Raw genomic sequence first — 18,771 nt, 5'->3', positions numbered from 1 at the left:
GCCATCAAAGGAGCGACACCAAACCGCCACAGCTGCGCTAAAGGTTTGGTGCCGCCAAACAAGCTAGTACGGTTCAAACGCAAAACCCCGGCCCAATTGAGGGCCAGGATACAAATATGAAAGTGATAGGATTTTAGCTCAGTTTCAGTGCAGACCTTGATAGGAAGAACTTTAGAAGTCGTCCCAGATCTTGGCCGCTGCGTTGCCATTGTCGGCAACGACCACTGCCTTGGTCGGCTCTGGAGTGTAGTCCCAATCGTCGCCATGCGCAGAGGGGGCAGAGACGCTCTGCTCTTCGGCTGCTGGCGCAATGGACTGCACATTTCGGGTACCTGAGCCGAGTTTGAAGTGAGCCACCATTTCAGCAAGGTTTGTTGCGTTGGCCTTCAGCATGTGGCTTGCAGCCGTCGCTTCCTCAACCATTGCGGCGTTCTGCTGAGTGACTTGATCCAGCTCAACCATGCCTCCATTGATATCGCCGAGACCTGCAGACTGTTCACTGGCGCCTTGGGCGATATCGGAAATCAGGCCAGAAATCTGTGTCACGCGTTCCACAATATTATGAAGCGCTTCGCCGGCCTTGCCAACCAGATCGACACCACGCTCCACTTGCTTGGAGCTGTCACCGATCAATGTCTTGATCTCCATTGCAGCGCCAGAGGACCGCTGCGCCAGTGCGCGCACTTCGGATGCAACAACGGCAAAGCCTCGACCAGCTTCTCCCGCTCGAGCGGCCTCAACACCAGCATTCAAAGCAAGCAGGTTGGTCTGGAATGCAATGTCGTCAATCACTCCGATGATCTGCGAAATGTGGCTCGAGGATTGTTCAATCTCGGTCATCGCGGACACCGCGCTGTTAACAACCGTTCCGCTATTAACCGCTTCGGCCTTGGCCTCTTCCATGGTGTTAGAAACACTTCCAGCACCTTCTGCAGCCTGACGTACAGAGGCGGTCAGTTCATCAAGCGCAGCAGCTGTCTCTTCCAGTGTTGCAGCTTGGCTTTCGGTCCGACGCGCCAAGTCATCAGAAGCAGAACTGATCTCAGTCGATCCGTTTTGAATACTATCTGCCGCATCGACAACCGCTGACACCGTGTCGAATAGACGACTTACAAGCGCGTTGAAGTCTTGGCGGAGCTTCTCGTAGTCATCTGGGAAGTCCTCGTCGATCTTGACCGTCAGATCACCAGTCGACAGATTGTCAAGCGCGCCACCCAGTACCGTGACAACATGTTTTTGAGCCGCGTCCTGCTTGCGCTTTTCCTCTTCCATGCGTTGCTGCTCGGCCGTTGTATCGCGAAAATCGACAAGCGCTTTGCCAAGAGCGCCGATTTCATCACGGCGATTTGCTTCCGGAATCTCGCGAGAGGTGTCTCCATGCTGCAATGCATCGATATGCGTGATCACATCACTGATGGGGCGCGACACTGCGACAGCAATCATGTAGAAAATCACCGAAAACGCAGCAAATATGCCGAACCCCAAACCAGCGGCCACGGTATTCGCATGCAAGATCTGCTCGTTGATGATCGAAGTATCGAGCGCCCAAACCATGTTTCCTGCTTCCTCACCCTCAAACAGGAGTGGGGTCCGGAAATATGTAAAGTCACCATCTTCCATGCGGAATTCTTCGGCCTCGAGAAGTGCGTCCGCTTTGGCGGCCCACTCCTCCAGCATCTCGTCACCCTTGAAGGCCTCCGCGAGCACATCACCGCTGCTAACGACACGAGCAAAGACGAAGGTCTCACGATCAGAGAGCGATGCGAGCGTGGTATTCGCCAGCTCTCCATTATAGTTCCAGGCAGCAGTTGCCAGGGGGGCGGCGATGTAGGTTTCCGTGAGCTCAACCTGCTCCTCAAACGCGGTATGCAGCGCAGTGGACAAACGTTGAGCCCAGAACGTGGTGATCACGCCAATCATCATCAGCAGGCCAGCCATCCCAGGAAGCAGGATCTTTCGTTTTACTGGCATGTTCCGGAACCAAGACTTTAAGAACATGGTGACTCTCCAATTCGTTTGGAACAAACATCACCCAATTCGATTTCTTTTCCGTTAAACTGAGGTGACTCTGGCGGACAAAAGCCGATCAAACCGCAAACCTACCGAAGTTTCTGCAAACGTACTTTCCAATATACTAACGTCACCCAGCGCCGCATATAGCTGTTCTAGCCCGCGGTTTTATTCGGGGGGCCTTTCTCAGGCTTGGCAGGATGCACCAACGGACAAGCGCGTCACGTGATCGCCGCGACAGCGCACGCCGTGTAGCTACAACGATGAGCATGGATGGAGTAGATGGCGCCCGCTTTCGGCATCGTGATCTGCCATCCTGCCGGTCCCTTATTCATAACGAGAGGCTGCAGGTTCGATTGGGGTATTCGGGTTCGCCGTCTGGTGCAATCGCGCCAAGCGCGGAGCCCTCAAATTGCACAAGCATCCGGCGCGCTTGCTGCAGTGTCTGGTTGACCAGGGACGAATGCGGCCGGACCGTATTGTAGCCGTAGCGCCAGATTGTAGTCGTAGCGTCAGAGGGTCAGCTTTCGCCGTGCCTGGTCCAAGCTGTCGAAGATCTCCTCGTTGATGAGAAGCTCATCGCGAGGGCTGCCGTTAATCGGCTCGATGAACGCGTTCTGCTGCGGTTTGTCGGGCTCGATGTCCAGATGAGGGCATTGAGTTCCCGAGCAACCCGTGCGCCGGCCCTTTGTTCGCACCTGAGCACCTGCGAGCGCGTGGCATGGATTGCGACCAAAGTGACTGCGAAAATCATCAAGGCGCGCAGCAAAGCTGCGATTCAGACGCCGTATACATGGCCGCAATCGACCAAAAGCCAAAACCGATCACTCAACACTTGCCCAGCGTGCGCCATCCGTAAGAGATCCGAGGGCTGTCCCGAATGGTCACAAGCTTCGTTCGTAGGCTGAGCAAGAATTTAAGCCCCCCAATCCGCTGACCTCCTTGATGCTTTCAAAAATGTAGAGGTCCAACCATTCTTGCCGGACCGCATCCGTTGTCAAAGCACTGAGCCTAAGGCGCACCGAGTTTTGCCGACATCGGAGAACAAAACCATCAAAATTTCCGCTGGACGCGCTCACATGACATCGTTATACGAGCGCTCACACTCCGGCGTAGCTCAGCGGTAGAGCAGTTGACTGTTAATCAATTGGTCGTAGGTTCGATCCCTACCGCCGGAGCCAAATTGCAGTCTAGACCTGTTTCAGAGGGGCCTGGAAATGCAAATGGCAAACTTCAGTTCCAACCTTGCCGTGTTGATTTAACCTAGAATCAGGATATTGTGCCGCACCGATAGGGATTAGGCGTCCGCCTGATGCCCTGTCCCAATGTAATGCCTAAGCATACCATCAGCGGATCGCCAGGCTGTGCGCAATCCGTAGAGCTCCGGCACAACGTTGGTGTTAGCCTCTTCGAGCTGCAGCATAGAGGCACGCAATTCCAATAGACCCAGTACAGCAGCGGAACCTGCGAGCCGGTGGGCTTCTTGGCGGTGGCGCTCGGTCAACTCTTCGCTTTGCTCCAACTGATCGCTCAGCTTTCGAACATCACTGCAAAACTCAACTAGGAAATGCTTCGCTTTATCGGGTCCAATTGCATTTACAAACTGTTCGATGTCAGAATCACCGGGATGCGCCGGCACAGGCGGGGCGGCTTTCGTCGCATCGAGGCCTCCTCTCGCATGCCGTGCGATAGTGCCCGCAAGTGCGTCCCGGTCGATCGGTTTGGTCAGAACCTCGGCAAAACCCGCGTTGAGAATGCGTGAATGGTCATCCTCGGCCGCATGCGCTGTCAAAGCCACGATATTGGTGTCATCGGCAAGATGCTCCTCTCTTGCACGGCGCAACACCTCCATGCCGTCGATGTCGGGCATGCTAATATCAGTAATGACAAGATCGAAGGTCTCGGTTCGAAGTGCCTTGATCCCGTCTTCGCCACCGCTCATCGAGGCGACATCATGACCAAAATCGCCCAGCATTTTCTCCAGAAGAAGACGATTGATATCATTATCTTCTATGATCAATAGCTTCTGCCCCGAGCTAGACTGCTCATGCCCGATCCGCTGTGGACACTGTTGCAGATCCGATGGGGGCAGCGGAACAGCGAAGGTGAACAAACTGCCCTCGCCCGGTTCGCTCTCGCAGGCGATCTCTCCACCCATTGTTCGCACCAGACGCTGCGAAATCGCGAGACCAAGACCGGTTCCTTCGCTTCCCCGCTTGTAGCTCGGGTCAAGCATGATGAACTCGTCGAATATCCGTTCCAGATCGTCTGCAGCAATCCCTTGGCCGGTATCGGCAACACTGAACTCGATCGTGTCCCCGGAGGTGCGCATCACATCCACCGACACCGCACCATCGCGCGTGAACTTCAACGCGTTGCCGATCAAATTCAGCAAGACCTGCTGCACATAACGACTGCGCCCCAAAACACAATCTGTCGCCCCAAGGCTACAGAACACGCTGAGTTCATTGCCATTCTTGCCCGCCGCAGCTTGCAAACTATCGCAGGTACTGGCAATCAGATCGGCCAAATCAAACGGCGCGACCGCCTCAGGTTCGGCCCCGGCTTCCAACCGCGACAATTCCAAAACGTCATTGACGTGATGCAGCAAAAGCTCTCCGGAAACCCGCATCGCCTGCAGGAACTTTCGCTGCTCCGACGACGGGGTCAGGTCATCCAGAATATCCAGCGAGCCCAGAATGCCCGTAAGAGGAGTGCGCATTTCGTGGCTCATGACCGTTAGCAGCTTGTCTTTTGCCTTCTCCCCCGCCAGCGCATCATCTCGGGCGCGACGCAAATCCTCTTCCGCACGCAAGCGGCGCGAAATATCGCGGACGTAACTCACCAGCACCTCGTTTCCGTTGGAGCGGCTCATTGTCAGGGACACTTCAACAGGAAGGGTTTCACCGGATTTACGCCGGGCCGTCATCCGGATACGGCCATCGGTCTCTCGCAGCTCACTAGGCAGTTGCTTGTCAGTGAACATCTCAGACTTCACAGGCACCAGATCTTCGAACGGCAACCCGATGGCCTCTTGGGCCGAATAGTCGAAAATTTCCTCTGCCGCGCCGTTGAAGGCCGTGATCCGCCCCGCCTCATCCGCCATCAGAATGGCATCGAGTGAGGAGGTCACCATGGCCTCCGTCCGGGCTGCTTCACGCGCCTGCAGTGCGGCCAATTTCTGCCCCCGCCGGAACAACAGCAGGATCATCAGAGCGGTCAGAGTGAGCGCGGCCGTCAGCGTAATGACGACGATCGCGAGGTTCAGGAACAAATCATGCAGCTGCACGCGTTCATCCCCGGCGGTCTCTGCCTGCAGCGCGACGCCGATCAGCGCGAGGTCACGCACGTCATTGCCATCGGCGACCACCATCTCGCGCAGCTCATCCAAACTGCTCAGCAGCGTCTCATCGGAGGCGTCGATCAACCCGGCTTGCGCCTTCATACCGCGATGCAGCCGCTCCAGAGATAGCTCGCCCTCCTTGTTGTCACGTATGCCAGAGTAAAAGGCGCTCTCACGGAAGGTGGCAATTCGGCTGTAATAGATGTCGAACTGTCGTCGCAGCCGCACCAGGTCATCGGCATCCTCGGTCTGCATCGCTGCCAACCGGTATTTCAGGTAGTCCACCTCCGCCTGCGACAGGGTCCATTGCAGGTTGTCCGTCGCCGCCGAGGACAATGCTTCTATCCGGGTTTGCACATCTTTGCCCAGCCGAACGGCTTGTACCGCCAGCAGTATAAGAACCACGGCGGCACCAGTGAAAAGCCAACGATGCATCTGCGGTATCTTGAGGCGCTGCAACAGCCGGATACCTCCTGAATGTTAGCCCCCGAAAAGGCCGGTTAGTTCACTGTTATCCTGTTCAGCTGCCAGATGCTGCGCGAATAGACCTCTTCGGTGCGAAACTCTGCACCGCTGTCATAGGGATAGATGATCCAAAGTGGCCCCTTGTCTCGCAGAGACATTCTTTCGCCATTTCGCAAGTAAGCAACGATGGGCCCGCCTGCGCGCACATCCGACATCGGGATCTCAACGGCGTAGTCGTTGACGGCTGCCGCTTCCAGCGTGCCTTCAGCGACGTCAACATGGGACAGCAACCGATCCAACGACACCCCGACAAACCTCTGCTCACCGTCGCTCCAGATCGTGGAGGTCACAACCTCACGCTCCCCCAGATCGCGCAGGTCGCGGATCGTGAATTCATGAACGTCTTCTCCTGCACGAACCGTTAGCAGAATGTCCTGCTCGCTGGCGATCACGGGCAGGGAAAATGCAAGGGTGAACAAGGCCACCACTGCGGCAAGCAGGCGTTTCATCATGTGTCTCCAATATTCGCTTTGCCCGTGTTCGGGCTTGTCAGGATACTGGCATATCCAAACCAATACGGCATGAACGCCTGTGTATAGTCTGCTAGACTTTCGTATAAGATCGGTAAACTCAGCTCCCGAAAATGTGGCTTTCGTCGCCGCATTGGCACGCCTCTTCAGCACACGCCAATGCGATTCCTGCCAAAATGAGGGCTCCGCAAAGATTTGCGGCGAACAATCCTACCGTGCGACACAAGCAATCCACTGCAAAATAATCCGGCAAAAGTTGATGGATTGGAAAGGTTTGCCCCTGTAGGGTTGTCTAGGAACAGTGAAAACAGGTTAAACGGCGACATGCGCATTCTACTTGCAGATGATCATGACATGGTGCGTGATACCATTTCCGCATATCTCACCTCGGAAGGCGGAGCAGAGATTACGGCCACAACGGATTTGCACCGAGCCATGCAAGAGCTTGAAGATCAGGGTCCATTCGATCTCGTCCTGCTCGACTATAATATGCCGGGAATGAACGGTCTCGACGGTCTGCAACGTGCCCTGAAAGCAAACGGCGGCCGTGGCGTCGCCATCCTGTCGGGCAGCGCCCCGACCCGTACGGCGCAGGATGCATTGGACGCAGGTGCCATCGGCTTCATCCCCAAGACAATGGGCGCTCAATCCCTGCTGAACGCTGTTCGCTTCATGAGCGCCGGCGAGATTTACGTGCCCGTCGAACTGATGCGAGAAGAAGCCTCTGCCCCTGCACACCCGCTGCTTGCCCAACTCAGCCCGCGCGAAATCGAGGTTCTAAGTGGCCTGTGCCAAGGCCAGTCCAACAAGGAAATCGCCCGCGATCTGAATTTGCAGGAAGTCACCATCAAGCTGCATGTGCGCACCCTGTGCCGCAAACTGGATGCCAAGAACCGCACCCAGGCCGCGATGACGGCAAAGGAAGCTGGCCTGTTCTAAAGACCGCGCCTGTCGTGGTCCAATCGCCCGCCGGACGCGGATCATCCTGCCAAGGTGGCTGGATTTGTCAGGGTGGCTGCATAGCGAGCAAAGAAATAGTCGGAGTGTGTAAAGCCTCTCCACCTCGGGCTTCAGGCCCGCAGTTTCCATTCGGATTGAGAGGCAGTTGACCTCCTGCGCCGCCACAAGACCCGCCTTCCCAGATCCCGTCACGCCGATGCTTCAGCGTCCCACTGGCTACGGCCGGACCAAATCATCGCACAAAAAGACGCCCCGCGTGGGCGCGCGGGACGTCAAAGTGCCGGTGTTGCTTGAATGGAGGGGGGTTATGCAACTCCGGCGGGGGACACAGAAAGCTTCATGGAATGGTCGCTCGGCGCGCTCAGCGACGAAATCTGCAGTTGCACAAGGTGCAATGTAGCTGAGCCGGGATTTTCGATCATGCGTGTGCGCCCGGCGGGAATACGCGCGCTCTGGCTCTCCCAGACAAGCTTGACATGCCCACCCAGCGTGATCAGCGCCGCCCCCTGCACAACGATCCAATGCTCTGCGGCTCCTGCCCCTGCGCTCAGCTCCACCTGAGCACCCGGCTGCACCGTCAAACGTTGCAGGGTGAAACCCGGCCCCATGGCAAGTGTTTCGTGACGCCCCCATTCATGCTCGGATGAGCGGGACATCAGCGCATCGTCCTCGGAGGCGTTGGCGAGGCTTTTGTAGACGGACATCATTTCTGCAGTGTGAGAATGCTCCCCTGCCTGCTCCTGCGCCAAATCCGTCTCCCAGGCTGACATCTCGCGGTCTGCCACCGCATCCCGGTCCCAATCGCTCAACTCAGTCCAGGAAGTATCCATCTGGATCGCCGAGACATGCTCCAATTTCTGCCCCACGGCGCGCTCGAAGCTCACGCATTTGACGCGCTGATAGCTACTGTTGTCGAGGTAGATGGCCCGACCCGCTGTTGCGGCCCGCAACAGGGCATTCTTGACCGGGAGAAACAGACGGCTCGCGTGGCGCTTGAAGGCTGCAATCAGCACATCCACCCGCGCAATGTAGATACCAAGTCCCCAAAGCTGGTGATTGCCCTGCAACAGATGAGACAAGGTCGTCTGCCGCCCGGAAGCCAAAAGTCGGCTAACGGAAACCGGGGCGGTGTCACGCGGCTGGTCTGCGATCTCCATCACGCCGAAACCGGGATAGGCCCGTCCGGTGCGATGCCCCAGCAACACCACTTCTCCGCGCTGTGCTGCCGGGATTGCCTGACACAGGGCCGTATCAAGTGCCTTTTGATCCTCAAGGTTTGCTGAGGCCGGGGCCACGACCACAATCGCATCAGGCTCATGCCGCAGGGAGAGAACCGCACTCAGCAACGCAGCTGCCGGTTTGTGGGTGTCCGGCTCCAGGATGATCCGGGCGTGATTGGTTTGTGCCTCGACCAGAGGTCCGCAATCCTGCGTCGCGACGACCAGCGGAGATGCAAAGACTTCCCCCGTCAAATGCGCGACAACCTGTTCAAAGCGGCTGGGAATTCCGGGAGAGCGTTCAAAGTGCATCGGACCTTCCCCCGCCTGACGGTCACTGGACGGATGCACGCTACCGGCAAGAATGATGGGATGCAGCATTGGAACCTCTTTCGCTTGGTATTCCGATGTGTACAAACGTATGCCATCTGTCATTGCGCCGTCCCCTATCCATCGGTCTCCGTGCCTCTTGCAAAAGGATAGGACGCAGCCTTTGGGATAGGTGCAGCCCCACCGAGGGTCACAAATTGATTGAATTTCTTTCTATCATTTCTCCTCCGGCAGGGGTCTAACATGCGTTAACCATAAAGCGCGCCAAATGACTGGAATCATTAACCAAGATTCACCAGCACTGATGGAACACATTACGACTCACCACAGGCCTTCAGTGTCAGCAGCCATGTCGTTTGGGGCTGACGCAGAGCGGCAATCAGATTAGAACTGGGCCATGACCACACCCGTCTCTTCCATCCGAAACCTCGGCCCGGCCTATGAGGTCGCCTGCGCCCGCGCTGGCATCCACTCCGCCGAGGCGCTGCACGCCCTCGGCGCGGACGCGGCCTATGGCAAGCTGCTGAAATCAGGTAGCAAGCCGCATTTCATCGGGTATTACGTCCTGGTTATGGCTTTGCAGGGGCGCCCCTGGAACGATTGCAAGGGCGAGGAGAAGAAAGCGCTGCGCAAGCGGTTTGATGCGATCAAGGTGTCTTGCTTTGACAGCGGTCGCTCGGCGCTGGATGCCATTCTGGATGAAATCGGTGTGATCGAGCGGCGCCCGGACTGAGTGCTGCAATGCGCAACGAAAAAGCCGCCGCGTGTGAAACGCGACGGCTCTTCAATCTCAAAATGGTTAAGCGAAGAACGCGCCCCATCCATCAATTTTTCACAAGCGGAGGGCTTAGCCCACCAGCTCGAGACCGGCGAAGAAATAGGCGATTTCCACGGCTGCGGTTTCCGGCGCGTCGGACCCGTGCACGGAGTTCTCACCAACAGATTCCGCGAACTCGGCACGGATGGTGCCGGGCGCTGCGTCTGCCGGGTTGGTTGCGCCCATGATTTCGCGGTTTTTCGCGATGGCACCTTCACCTTCGAGAACCTGCACAACCACCGGAGCGGAGCACATGAAGTCGCACAGTTCGTCGTAGAAGGGACGCTCTGCGTGCACTTCGTAGAACTTGCCAGCTTGTGCTTTGGTCATTTGGATGCGTTTTTGCGCAACAATGCGCAGGCCGGCTTCTTCGAACTTGGCGTTGATCGCGCCAGTCAGGTTGCGGCGGGTTGCATCGGGCTTGATGATCGAAAAGGTGCGTTCCAGTGCCATCAGGCGATCTCCTTCGTGGAATTCACATGTCAATTAGGTGTCGCGGCGCCGGGTCTTGGCCTGCCGCAACGATCTGGCGCCGGGTAGCACGGCTGGTGGCGCATGGGAAGGGGCTTGTGGCCAGCACCAGAGCAAAACACGCCCGCCTTGCGGGGCTCAGGGTTTTGCCGGTTCCAGCGGATCCGCGATGTCGACGATGTGGACGTAGACGGCGGAGATCAGCGCAAGGACGCTTGCCGTCAGCATGATACCCAGCACCACAAACGGCGCGGTGTCCGGCTGGACCAATAGCCCCGTCGCGGTGGTCAGCGCTGCGCCCAGCGCAACGGTCATCGCGCCCGACAGGCCCGCCGCACTGCCTGCCAGATCCGGGCGCACCGACATCAGGCCCGCGCTGGCATTGGCGATGGTCAGCCCGTTGCCAAGTCCGACACAGATCGCAGAGCCGAAAAAGACCCATTCGCTGCCCTGCCCGCCCCAGAACAGGCCAAGGCCCAGCGCCGGACCCACACAGGAGATCACCCGCCCGATCAGGATAAGCGTCAACAGTCGCACCCGTTGCGCCAATCGTCCGGTAATGAAATTCCCCACCATGAAGCCGCAGGTGATGATACCGATGCCCAGTCCCACCATGGCCGGGCTCAGATCAAACCAGGCGGCCGCGACCATCGGCGCCCCGGTCACAAAGGAATAAAATCCCCCGATGGAAAATGCGACGCAGGCAGAGTAGCCCCAGAACCGACGCGAGGAGAACAATCCCGGATAAAGCCGTAGTTGCGCCCGGAACGTGGCAGAGCGGGAGGTGTTGGTCTCTCCCATGTCCCCCCAGGTCAGCAGCAGCACGATCACGCCCAGCGCGGTATAAAGCCAGAACCCGGAGCGCCAGCCGAACGCCATGTCGAGCGCGCCGCCAATCATCGGACCGGTCATCGGAGCCAGGGCCATAATCATGGCCATGTACCCGAGTTTGCTTGCGGCCTCACTTGGCGGATACATATCCCGGATCACCGCACGCGAAATCACCTGTCCGCTGATGATCGCCCCCTGTAGCAGACGGAATCCGAGAAACACCCAAATGTTGCTCGCCAGTGCGCAGCCAATGGAGGCCACAACAAACAGCGCACAGCAAATCAGCATGATCCGGCGGCGACCATAGAGGTCGGATAGAGGCCCCATCAGGATCTGGAGAACGGCGGAGATCGCGAGATAGCCTGCCACCGAGAGGTTGGCGAGGCCATAGTCCGCATCAAAGGCAGCCGCGATCCCCGGCAGTGAGGGCAGAAACATATTCAGCGACAACACCGAAAGTGCCGTGCCAAAGATCAGCGTCATCAAGGAGGGTGGCGTCTGTGCGGGGCGCAATATCGTGACAGTCATTCCAATTCCCGGCCAGACAGAGCCGTGACACAAGTCACGACGGCGTTCACAGCAAATCTACATCTCTCAATCTGGGTGCAGTGAACCCCGTCCTCTGGCGGGATACAAGCAAATAGCCTGCTTACGAACAACCTGCAGGGCCTCCCCAGAGCCATCACGGCCTGCGTGCGATCTCCACCCGCAGCGTGCCTGCGTTATTGCGATACATCACCCAGGCGTCATTGGCATAAAGATGGAGATAGCCACTCTCCTGCGCGGTAAAGGACACCTCTTGTCCCAGCAGGTGGACCTCGTGATCCTCTACGCCGCTGCCATATTCACTGGCGCCCTGCCCGTTTGCGATCACGCCGATCAGCGCAAACCAGGGCGCGCCCTCCACACGCCGGGTAAAGGGCACATCCGCCTTCTGCAGCCGCTTGATCCGCCGCAGCGCTGCGCGCAGCGCCTCCGGCAGTGTCGCAAGCCAATAGGCCAGCTTCCCCAGACACACACCCGCCCGGGCCCCATCAGCAGTGGCAGGGATCGAAGCGTCCAGCCACTCTCCCTCGGCCCTGACGTCGTATGTTACACCGCGTTCCAGATAGAGCCCGGTCGCAGTCCAGCGTGGCCGGGCACTCACCCACGTCGTATGGAGGGCACCGGGCGCCAGCACATCCGTAGGCCAGTAGCTGCGCTCCCCCGGTGGTGGTGTGCGATGACGCGCGATCACCGACGGGTCAAAGCAGGTACGGCTGATCCGGTCTGCAATACTGGACGCATCATCCAACAGCTCCGGCACGGCGCGCGGTCGGGTCGGGCGAAAGCGAAACCACCCCAGATAGGATGTATGTCGCAGGGCGAAGGCATCCGGGGTCAACTGTCCCGGTGCGATCTCGCGTATCCCCAGACCATTGGCCTGTGCTTCCCGTATCATCCACTCCAGCGTCAGGTCCCCAAGGCGACAATCGGCATATCCGCCCCCCACGTCACCATGCACGCCGGGAAACCAGCGTTGCTGCACATCCTGCCCCGCGCCCCATTTGGTCCAGAGCGTCGGAGTGAAGTCCTTGCGCCGTTCGTCCATGGCCAGCGCCTGTCGGGCGCAACTGACATTGCCACCCAATTCAGTATCGCGGAACCCATGCTTGCGCGGATCCCCGAGGATCAGCCGCAACAGCCCCTTGTCGTCCGGGATACCAAGCGCGCCAACAGTGTCCCACACCCCGACAAAGCGGAACCCGACCTGCGCCGGGTCATGGAACTTCACCACTCCTATGGGGCGATCCTGCAGCAAGGCCTCCTGCAGCGCCGTCTTGCCCGCACCAGCCTTGCGCGACTGGTATCGCTCCATCAGACGTTTCACCACCTGCCAGGGGTCTTCATAGGGCGACAGGTGATCCGGTCGCAGATCCGCCAGCCCGACGTTGGACACCATCCCCGCGAGACTGCGCACCGCATAGGCCCCTCGGCTGAACCCAAACAGAAAAACTTCGTCCCCCGGTGCGTAGGTCTCGGCCAGGAACTTGTAGGCGCTCATGATGTCATCTTCGAGCCGCAGACCGATGGCTCCGCCCAATGCGCGACGAAAGACACCGCCCGACGTGCCAACACCCGTGCGGTAGTATGCGATCTGCTCAACACCCTGGCCATCCTGCGCCGCCACCAGCGAATGCAGCTTTGCCACATTGGTCGGCGTTGGCATTCCGTCGTTGTGCTGATCCGCGGTGTTCCACGTCCCGTCACAACAGATAATCAATCTGCGCATGTCAAAATCCCCCGGCCCCGATGAACCTCTGTCCCGCGACGCGTGATCCGCTCCGGAGACACCTGCAAATAAAACCAAGCCTATCATGCGCGCAGCACAGACCAAGGGCTCTGGTAGAGTGTTCGCACCCTACCCTGCGGATAGTCATTGACCCCCTTCGCGGGTTTCGACATGAGAGAGCCCATGCTCAGGATTGACAACATAACCTATTCCGTCGAAGGCCGCCCTCTGATCGAGGAGGCCTCCGCCACCATTCCCACCGGCCACAAGGTCGGCGTCGTCGGCCGCAACGGCACCGGCAAATCCACCCTCTTCCGCCTGATCCGCGGCGAATTGGTGCTGGAGTCCGGTTCCGTCTCCATGCCGACACAGGCCCGCATCGGCGGTGTCGCGCAGGAGGTGCCCTCCTCTTCGACCTCGCTGATCGACACGGTGCTGGCGGCAGACACCGAACGCGCCGCGCTGATGACGGCGTCGGAGACCGAAACCGACGGCACCCGGATTGCCGAGATCCAGACCCGTCTGGCCGATATCGACGCATGGTCCGCCGGGGCGCGCGCCGCCTCGATCCTCAAGGGCCTTGGGTTTGACAACGAAGACCAGCAACGCCCCTGTTCGGATTTCTCCGGCGGTTGGCGCATGCGCGTGGCCCTGGCGGCCGTGCTGTTCGCGCAGCCCGACTTCCTGCTGTTGGACGAACCGACCAACTACCTCGACCTCGAAGGCGCGCTGTGGCTCGAAAGCTATATCGCCCGCTACCCGCATACGGTGTTGATCGTGTCGCACGACCGCGGGCTGCTCAACCGGGCGGTGGGGGCGATCCTGCATCTGGAGGATCGCAAGCTGACGCTCTATCAGGGCCCTTACGATACCTTTGCGGAAACCCGCGCCGCGCGGATCCTTGCCGCGCAATCCGAGGCCCGCAAACAGGACACCCGCCGCGCCCACCTGCAAAGCTTTGTTGACCGTTTCCGCGCCAAGGCCTCCAAGGCGAAACAAGCCCAGTCGCGTCTGAAGATGATCGAGAAGATGAAACCGATCTCGACACCGCAGGAGGCCGCCCTGCGCGCTTTCACCTTCCCGGAGCCGGAAGAGATGTCGCCCCCCATCATCCAGATCGAGGGTGGTGTCACCGGCTATGGCGAGACCGAGGTTCTGAACCGGCTCGATCTACGCATCGACCAGGACGACCGCATCGCGCTGCTGGGCAAGAACGGTCAGGGCAAATCCACCCTATCGAAACTGCTATCGGACCGGCTGCCCCTGATGGCGGGCAAGATGGTGCGCTCGTCCAAGCTGCGCATCGGCTATTTCGCCCAGCATCAGGTGGACGAGCTGTATGTGGACGAGACGCCGATCGATCACCTGCGTCGCCTGCGCCCGCATGAGGCCCCCGGCAAATGGCGCACCCGTCTGGCTGGCTTCGGTCTGCTTGCGGCACAGGTCGAAACCCCGGTTGGCAAATTGTCCGGTGGCCAGAAGGCCCGCCTCAGCCTGCTCTTGGCGACACTCGACGCCCCCCATATGCTGATCCTCGACGAGCCGACGAACCACCTCGACATCGAAAGTCGCGAGGCGCTGGTCGAGGCGCTCACCGCCTATAGCGGCGCGGTCATTCTGGTCAGCCACGACATGCATTTGCTGAGCATGGTGGCGGATCGGCTCTGGCTGGTGTCCGGCGGCACCGTGGCGCCCTATGACGGCGATCTCGACAGCTATCGCGAGATGCTGCTGATGCGCGACAAGCCCGCGCGCAAAGCCGATACCAAAGCCGCGTCGAAGCCGAAACCCAAACGCGCCAGCCGCGATCAGATCCTTGCCCTGCGCAACGAGGTCCGTAAGGCCGAGGCCCGGATCGAGAAACTGACCGAGATGCAGGACAAGCTGGACGAGAAGCTCGCCGATCCGGAGCTCTACGAGTCGAGCCGCGCCGGGGACCGGGCGGTCTGGCAGAAAAAACACGCTGAATGCATGGACGCGCTGGATCGGGCCGAAGCCCTGTGGATGAAGGCGCTGGAAAAACTGGAGGTGGCAGAGGCCTGATGCTCGATACCGCTTTTCTCATCACATCGTTTGTGACGCTCTTCGTCATCATCGACCCGATCGGTCTGATGCCGGTGTTCCTGGCCCTGACCCAGGGTATGAGTTCAAAGCAGCGCCGGGCGATCGCCATCCGCGCCTCGGTGACGGGCATCGGCATTCTTGCGGTTTTTGCGCTCTTTGGCGAAAGCGTGCTCGGGTTTATCGGCATCTCCATGGCTGCATTCCGGGTCGCCGGGGGTATCCTGTTGTTCCTGACCGCTCTCGACATGCTGTTCGAGCGCCGAACCGCACGTCGTCAGCATCAAGGCGACGAAATCGCACCGGAAGATGACCCTTCGGTCTTTCCCATGGCGATCCCGCTGATCGCCGGTCCCGGTTCCATCGCAACCGTGATCCTGCTGACCGGTCAACACCCGGGCATCGAAGGCTTTGCCTCCGTCATGGCCATCGTAGTCGCTGTGATCGCCTTGATGCTGCTGATGTTTGCCATTTCCGGGATGGTCGAGCGCGTCCTCGGGCCCGTTGGGATCAACGTGGCGACCCGGCTGCTGGGCATGCTGCTGGCCGCATTGTCCGTACAGTTTGTTCTTGAAGGTCTGAGCGCCTTTGGCTTTGCCAACTAGACAAGCCCCTATAGGATACCTACCTCCCTACTCATGGAGGAGTGAACACGATGACGTCTGACGATATGGGCCAAATGATCTATCTGGTGGTGCTCCTGGCCGCCGTTGGATCATGGGTGTTTGTTCAGAACCGGCAATCTCTGGGCAAGACCGCGCAGCAGCTGGCGATCTGGGCATTGATTTTTCTCGGCGTCATTGCCGCCTATGGGCTATGGGGTGACATCCGGTCGACCGTCGCGCCGCAACAGGCCGTCATGTCGGATGGTGGCCAGATCAGCGTGCCCCGGTCGCGCGACGGGCACTATTACCTGACGCTGCAGATCAACGAACAGCCGGTGAACTTTCTCGTCGACACCGGTGCAAGCGAAATGGTCCTCAATGCCGAGTCGGCAGCTCGCGTGGGTATTGAGACCGAAGACCTTGCCTATCTGGGCCGTGCCATGACCGCCAATGGCGAAGTCCGCACCGCACGCATTAAACTGGACAGCGTCGGTCTGGGCGGCATCGTGGATCGCAATGTCTCCGCCTGGGTCAACGAGGGGGCGCTTGAACAATCGCTGCTGGGGATGGGGTATCTACAGCGGTTTTCCGGCTTGGAAATTCGCAACAACGAGCTTCTGCTCACCCGTTGACAGCATCCCCCCTGCCGGGGCTGCGCACTTGTTCGGCCTGCTGGCATCGGGCACGGGTCGCCAACATGGGCCATGCTTCTCAGCCGCCGCTTTCGGCCTTCTTCTCCCAGCGCCCGCTTTCCTCGGACCAATACTGCGCCGCGCATCCCGCCGCGGTCAGCGCTTTCCACTGGCCGCGTGCATGCTGCACCGCCTCCGGATCGGTGCCGTCAAACAGGATGCAGACCCGCTCCAGCGCGGTCACCTCGTCTGGCGCAACATCCGCGCCATCAACGCACATGACGCAGGTCGCGCCATTCGACGCCTCGGCAGAGGTCGTCAACAGGATCGGTTGCAGCGCATCATGGGGGCCACCCGCCAGCCCGTGCGGCAGGAAACTTGCGTCCCCTGCCTGCCAGAGCGTGTCATCGAGCCAGGCAAGCCGGTCCGGGTCACGCCCACGCACCGCAATGCGCCAGCCTGCGCCACGCGCCTTGTCCAGCAGAACCGGCAAGGTGTCCTGCAATGGCCTGCGCGTCAGGTGGTAGAAATAAGCGGCCCCCATTTTCGCTCTCACTCCGCCTCGAAATGATCCTGCACGAGGCGGCTCAACGCCAGGACGCCCCAGCCCGTTGCCCCCTTGGGCGCATAGGCGGTGTTGGACTTGACCGAAGCCACGCCCGCAATGTCCAGATGGATCCAGGGCGTGCCGTCCTGAATGAAGCGCTGCAGGAATTGCGCAGCCGTGATCGAGCCTGCCGGGCGACCTCCGACGTTTTTCAGATCCGCAACGCGGGACTTCAGCTGATCGTCATAGGCCTGCCCAAGAGGCATGCGCCACGCCCCTTCGTCCTCGGCATCCGCCGCCTTCAGGAAGGCCTTGCACAGGGTATCATCGTTGGAAAACACGCCTGCGTTTTCATGGCCCAGGCCAATGATGATCGCACCGGTGAGGGTTGCGAGATCAATGATACCGGCTGGTTTGAACCGTTCCTGCGCGTACCAGAGCACATCGCAGAGCACCATGCGCCCTTCGGCATCGGTATTGATGATCTCTACAGTGTCGCCCTTCATCGACTTGATGACGTCGCCGGGACGAATGGCGGTGCTCGACGGCATATTCTCCACCAGCCCGACCAGGCCCACCACATTCGCCTTCGCCTTGCGCAGAGCAAGGGCGCGCATGGTGCCGGCAACAACGCCTGCGCCGCCCATGTCCATGGTCATGTCTTCCATACCAGCGGCGGGCTTCAGCGAAATGCCGCCCGTATCAAAGACCACACCCTTGCCGACGAGCGCCAGCGGAGCGGCGTCCTTGTCGCCACCGTTCCACTTCATCACCACGACCTTTGACGGGCTCGCGGAGCCCTGTCCAACAGCCAGCAACATCCGCATGCCGAGTGCGTCCAGTGCGGCCTCGTCCAGCACCTCGACCTCAAGCCCGAGGGAGGTCATCTCCTCAAGCCGGTTGGCAAATTCAGTGGTTGTCAGCACATTGGCGGGCTCATTCACCAGATCCCGGGTCATATGCACGCCCTCGGCCACCGCCAGCAGCGGTGCAAAGGCAGCCTCGATCTCCTCGGGCTTGTTGTGGCCGATGGTGATCGTGCCAGCAGCATTCGCCTCGGCGGATTTATGAGCGTCAAAGCTATAGCTGCGCAGGGCCAGCCCCAGCGCCAGATCCGCCGCACGGGACATGTTGCCTGTTTTCACCGTCAGCGGTTTGCGGCCGCGTGCCTCGGCCAGCTTGGCCCCGGCCTTGCGCGCCTCGGTCACCGTAAGGCGGCGGGGCAGGACCAATACGTGCAGTGCCTCGACCGCCAGCCCTGCGGGCCACGCAAGCGTGATGACCTGGCCGGTCTTGGCCTTTGAGAATTCGTCCGAGGCGATCAGACGCGCCACAGCGCCCTTGGACAGCCGATTGGCGCTGCGGGCCGCCTGATCCATGGTTCCCTCGGGCGTCACCACGATCGCAAGATGGCCTTCGACATCGGCGAGGGCTTTGGGATCATAGGTGGAAAAACGGATCGGGGTAAGCGCGCTCATTCAGGTCTCCTGTAGATCATCAGTTCCTGCCGCCACGCCAAACCCGCGCCGCAGCTTTCGCAATACAGGTAGCGGCTGCCCGGCGCGAATACCAGAGCAGCCGTCGGTTGAAGACGCCGCTTCGCCGATCTGACATCCTGCGGGGAAGATTGCAGTTTTCCCGACCGTTTAATTCCTCTAAGGTCCAAAAAATAATCCGAGC

The 18,771-nt window shown here is 59.7% G+C and carries 14 protein-coding genes, 1 tRNA gene and 1 pseudogene; 6 read left to right on the top strand and 10 right to left on the bottom strand.

What is annotated here, in order from left to right; translation table 11 throughout:
* Positions 1 to 171: 171 nt before the first annotated feature.
* Positions 172 to 1,998 (bottom strand): methyl-accepting chemotaxis protein, encoded by a 1,827-nt coding sequence (locus tag R0J92_RS04500; protein WP_317386026.1) that lies wholly within the window; start codon positions 1,996 to 1,998, stop codon positions 172 to 174.
* 343 nt (positions 1,999 to 2,341) lie between these two features.
* Positions 2,342 to 2,651: pseudogene (locus R0J92_RS04495) on the bottom strand (integrase core domain-containing protein); the annotation flags it as partial.
* Positions 2,652 to 3,116: 465 nt separating this feature from the next.
* On the opposite strand from R0J92_RS04495, the gene R0J92_RS04490 reads away from it, so the two are divergent.
* Positions 3,117 to 3,191: transfer RNA gene (locus tag R0J92_RS04490), tRNA-Asn, on the top strand.
* Positions 3,192 to 3,307: 116 nt separating this feature from the next.
* On the opposite strand, the gene R0J92_RS04485 is transcribed toward R0J92_RS04490, so the two are convergent.
* Entirely contained in the window at positions 3,308 to 5,788 is a 2,481-nt protein-coding gene (locus R0J92_RS04485) for an ATP-binding protein (protein WP_411050868.1), read from the bottom strand.
* A 65-nt stretch (positions 5,789 to 5,853) separates the two neighbouring features.
* Entirely contained in the window at positions 5,854 to 6,327 is a 474-nt protein-coding gene (locus R0J92_RS04480) for an oxidoreductase (RefSeq protein ID WP_411051151.1), read from the bottom strand.
* Positions 6,328 to 6,672: 345 nt separating this feature from the next.
* On the opposite strand from R0J92_RS04480, the gene R0J92_RS04475 reads away from it, so the two are divergent.
* Entirely contained in the window at positions 6,673 to 7,287 is a 615-nt protein-coding gene (locus R0J92_RS04475; protein ID WP_106164591.1) for a response regulator, read from the top strand.
* A gap of 326 nt (positions 7,288 to 7,613) precedes the next feature.
* Here the strand turns inward: R0J92_RS04475 and R0J92_RS04470 are convergent, their stop codons facing one another.
* Positions 7,614 to 8,906 carry a mannose-6-phosphate isomerase gene (locus tag R0J92_RS04470; protein WP_411050867.1) on the bottom strand — a complete coding sequence of 431 codons (1,293 nt, stop codon included), beginning with the start codon at positions 8,904 to 8,906 and terminating at the stop codon, positions 7,614 to 7,616.
* Between the two features lie 346 nt (positions 8,907 to 9,252).
* Here R0J92_RS04470 and R0J92_RS04465 point away from each other — a divergent pair, with 346 nt between their 5' ends.
* Entirely contained in the window at positions 9,253 to 9,588 is a 336-nt protein-coding gene (locus R0J92_RS04465) for a TfoX/Sxy family protein (RefSeq protein WP_411050866.1), read from the top strand.
* 114 nt (positions 9,589 to 9,702) lie between these two features.
* On the opposite strand, the gene ndk is transcribed toward R0J92_RS04465, so the two are convergent.
* The 3 genes from ndk to R0J92_RS04450 form a co-directional block, all read right to left on the bottom strand.
* Entirely contained in the window at positions 9,703 to 10,125 is a 423-nt protein-coding gene (ndk, locus tag R0J92_RS04460) for a nucleoside-diphosphate kinase (RefSeq protein ID WP_106164589.1), read from the bottom strand.
* Between the two features lie 156 nt (positions 10,126 to 10,281).
* Positions 10,282 to 11,502: a multidrug effflux MFS transporter gene (locus R0J92_RS04455; protein WP_411050865.1), complete on the bottom strand. Its 1,221-nt coding sequence runs from the start codon at positions 11,500 to 11,502 to the stop codon at positions 10,282 to 10,284.
* Positions 11,503 to 11,656: 154 nt separating this feature from the next.
* Complete coding sequence (locus tag R0J92_RS04450; RefSeq protein WP_411050864.1) at positions 11,657 to 13,246, bottom strand: DUF2235 domain-containing protein; 1,590 nt, start codon at positions 13,244 to 13,246, stop codon at positions 11,657 to 11,659.
* A 183-nt stretch (positions 13,247 to 13,429) separates the two neighbouring features.
* Between R0J92_RS04450 and R0J92_RS04445 the strand changes: the two genes are divergently transcribed.
* From R0J92_RS04445 to R0J92_RS04435, 3 genes are read left to right on the top strand one after another with little or no spacing between them, the layout of a single operon-like run.
* Entirely contained in the window at positions 13,430 to 15,289 is a 1,860-nt protein-coding gene (locus tag R0J92_RS04445; RefSeq protein ID WP_411050863.1) for an ABC-F family ATP-binding cassette domain-containing protein, read from the top strand.
* On the top strand, positions 15,289 to 15,912 hold the full coding sequence (locus R0J92_RS04440) for a MarC family protein (protein ID WP_106164586.1): 624 nt from the start codon (positions 15,289 to 15,291) through the stop codon (positions 15,910 to 15,912). Before R0J92_RS04445 ends, R0J92_RS04440 begins: the two co-directional genes overlap by 1 nt.
* Before the next feature lie 50 nt (positions 15,913 to 15,962).
* On the top strand, positions 15,963 to 16,544 hold the full coding sequence (locus tag R0J92_RS04435; RefSeq protein ID WP_411050862.1) for a TIGR02281 family clan AA aspartic protease: 582 nt from the start codon (positions 15,963 to 15,965) through the stop codon (positions 16,542 to 16,544).
* 79 nt (positions 16,545 to 16,623) lie between these two features.
* Here R0J92_RS04435 and R0J92_RS04430 read toward each other — a convergent pair whose 3' ends face one another.
* Together R0J92_RS04430 and R0J92_RS04425 are read right to left on the bottom strand one after the other, a co-directional pair.
* On the bottom strand, positions 16,624 to 17,088 hold the full coding sequence (locus R0J92_RS04430) for a DNA polymerase III subunit chi (protein ID WP_411050861.1): 465 nt from the start codon (positions 17,086 to 17,088) through the stop codon (positions 16,624 to 16,626).
* A gap of 8 nt (positions 17,089 to 17,096) precedes the next feature.
* Positions 17,097 to 18,569, bottom strand: a complete 1,473-nt coding sequence (locus tag R0J92_RS04425; protein ID WP_411050860.1) for a leucyl aminopeptidase — start codon at positions 18,567 to 18,569, stop codon at positions 17,097 to 17,099.
* Between the last annotated feature and the right edge of the window lie 202 nt (positions 18,570 to 18,771).

The organism is Tritonibacter sp. SIMBA_163, from assembly GCF_046535935.1.
Taxonomy (GTDB): domain Bacteria; phylum Pseudomonadota; class Alphaproteobacteria; order Rhodobacterales; family Rhodobacteraceae; genus Epibacterium; species Epibacterium scottomollicae.
This window is presented reverse-complemented; position numbering and strand designations above follow the sequence as displayed.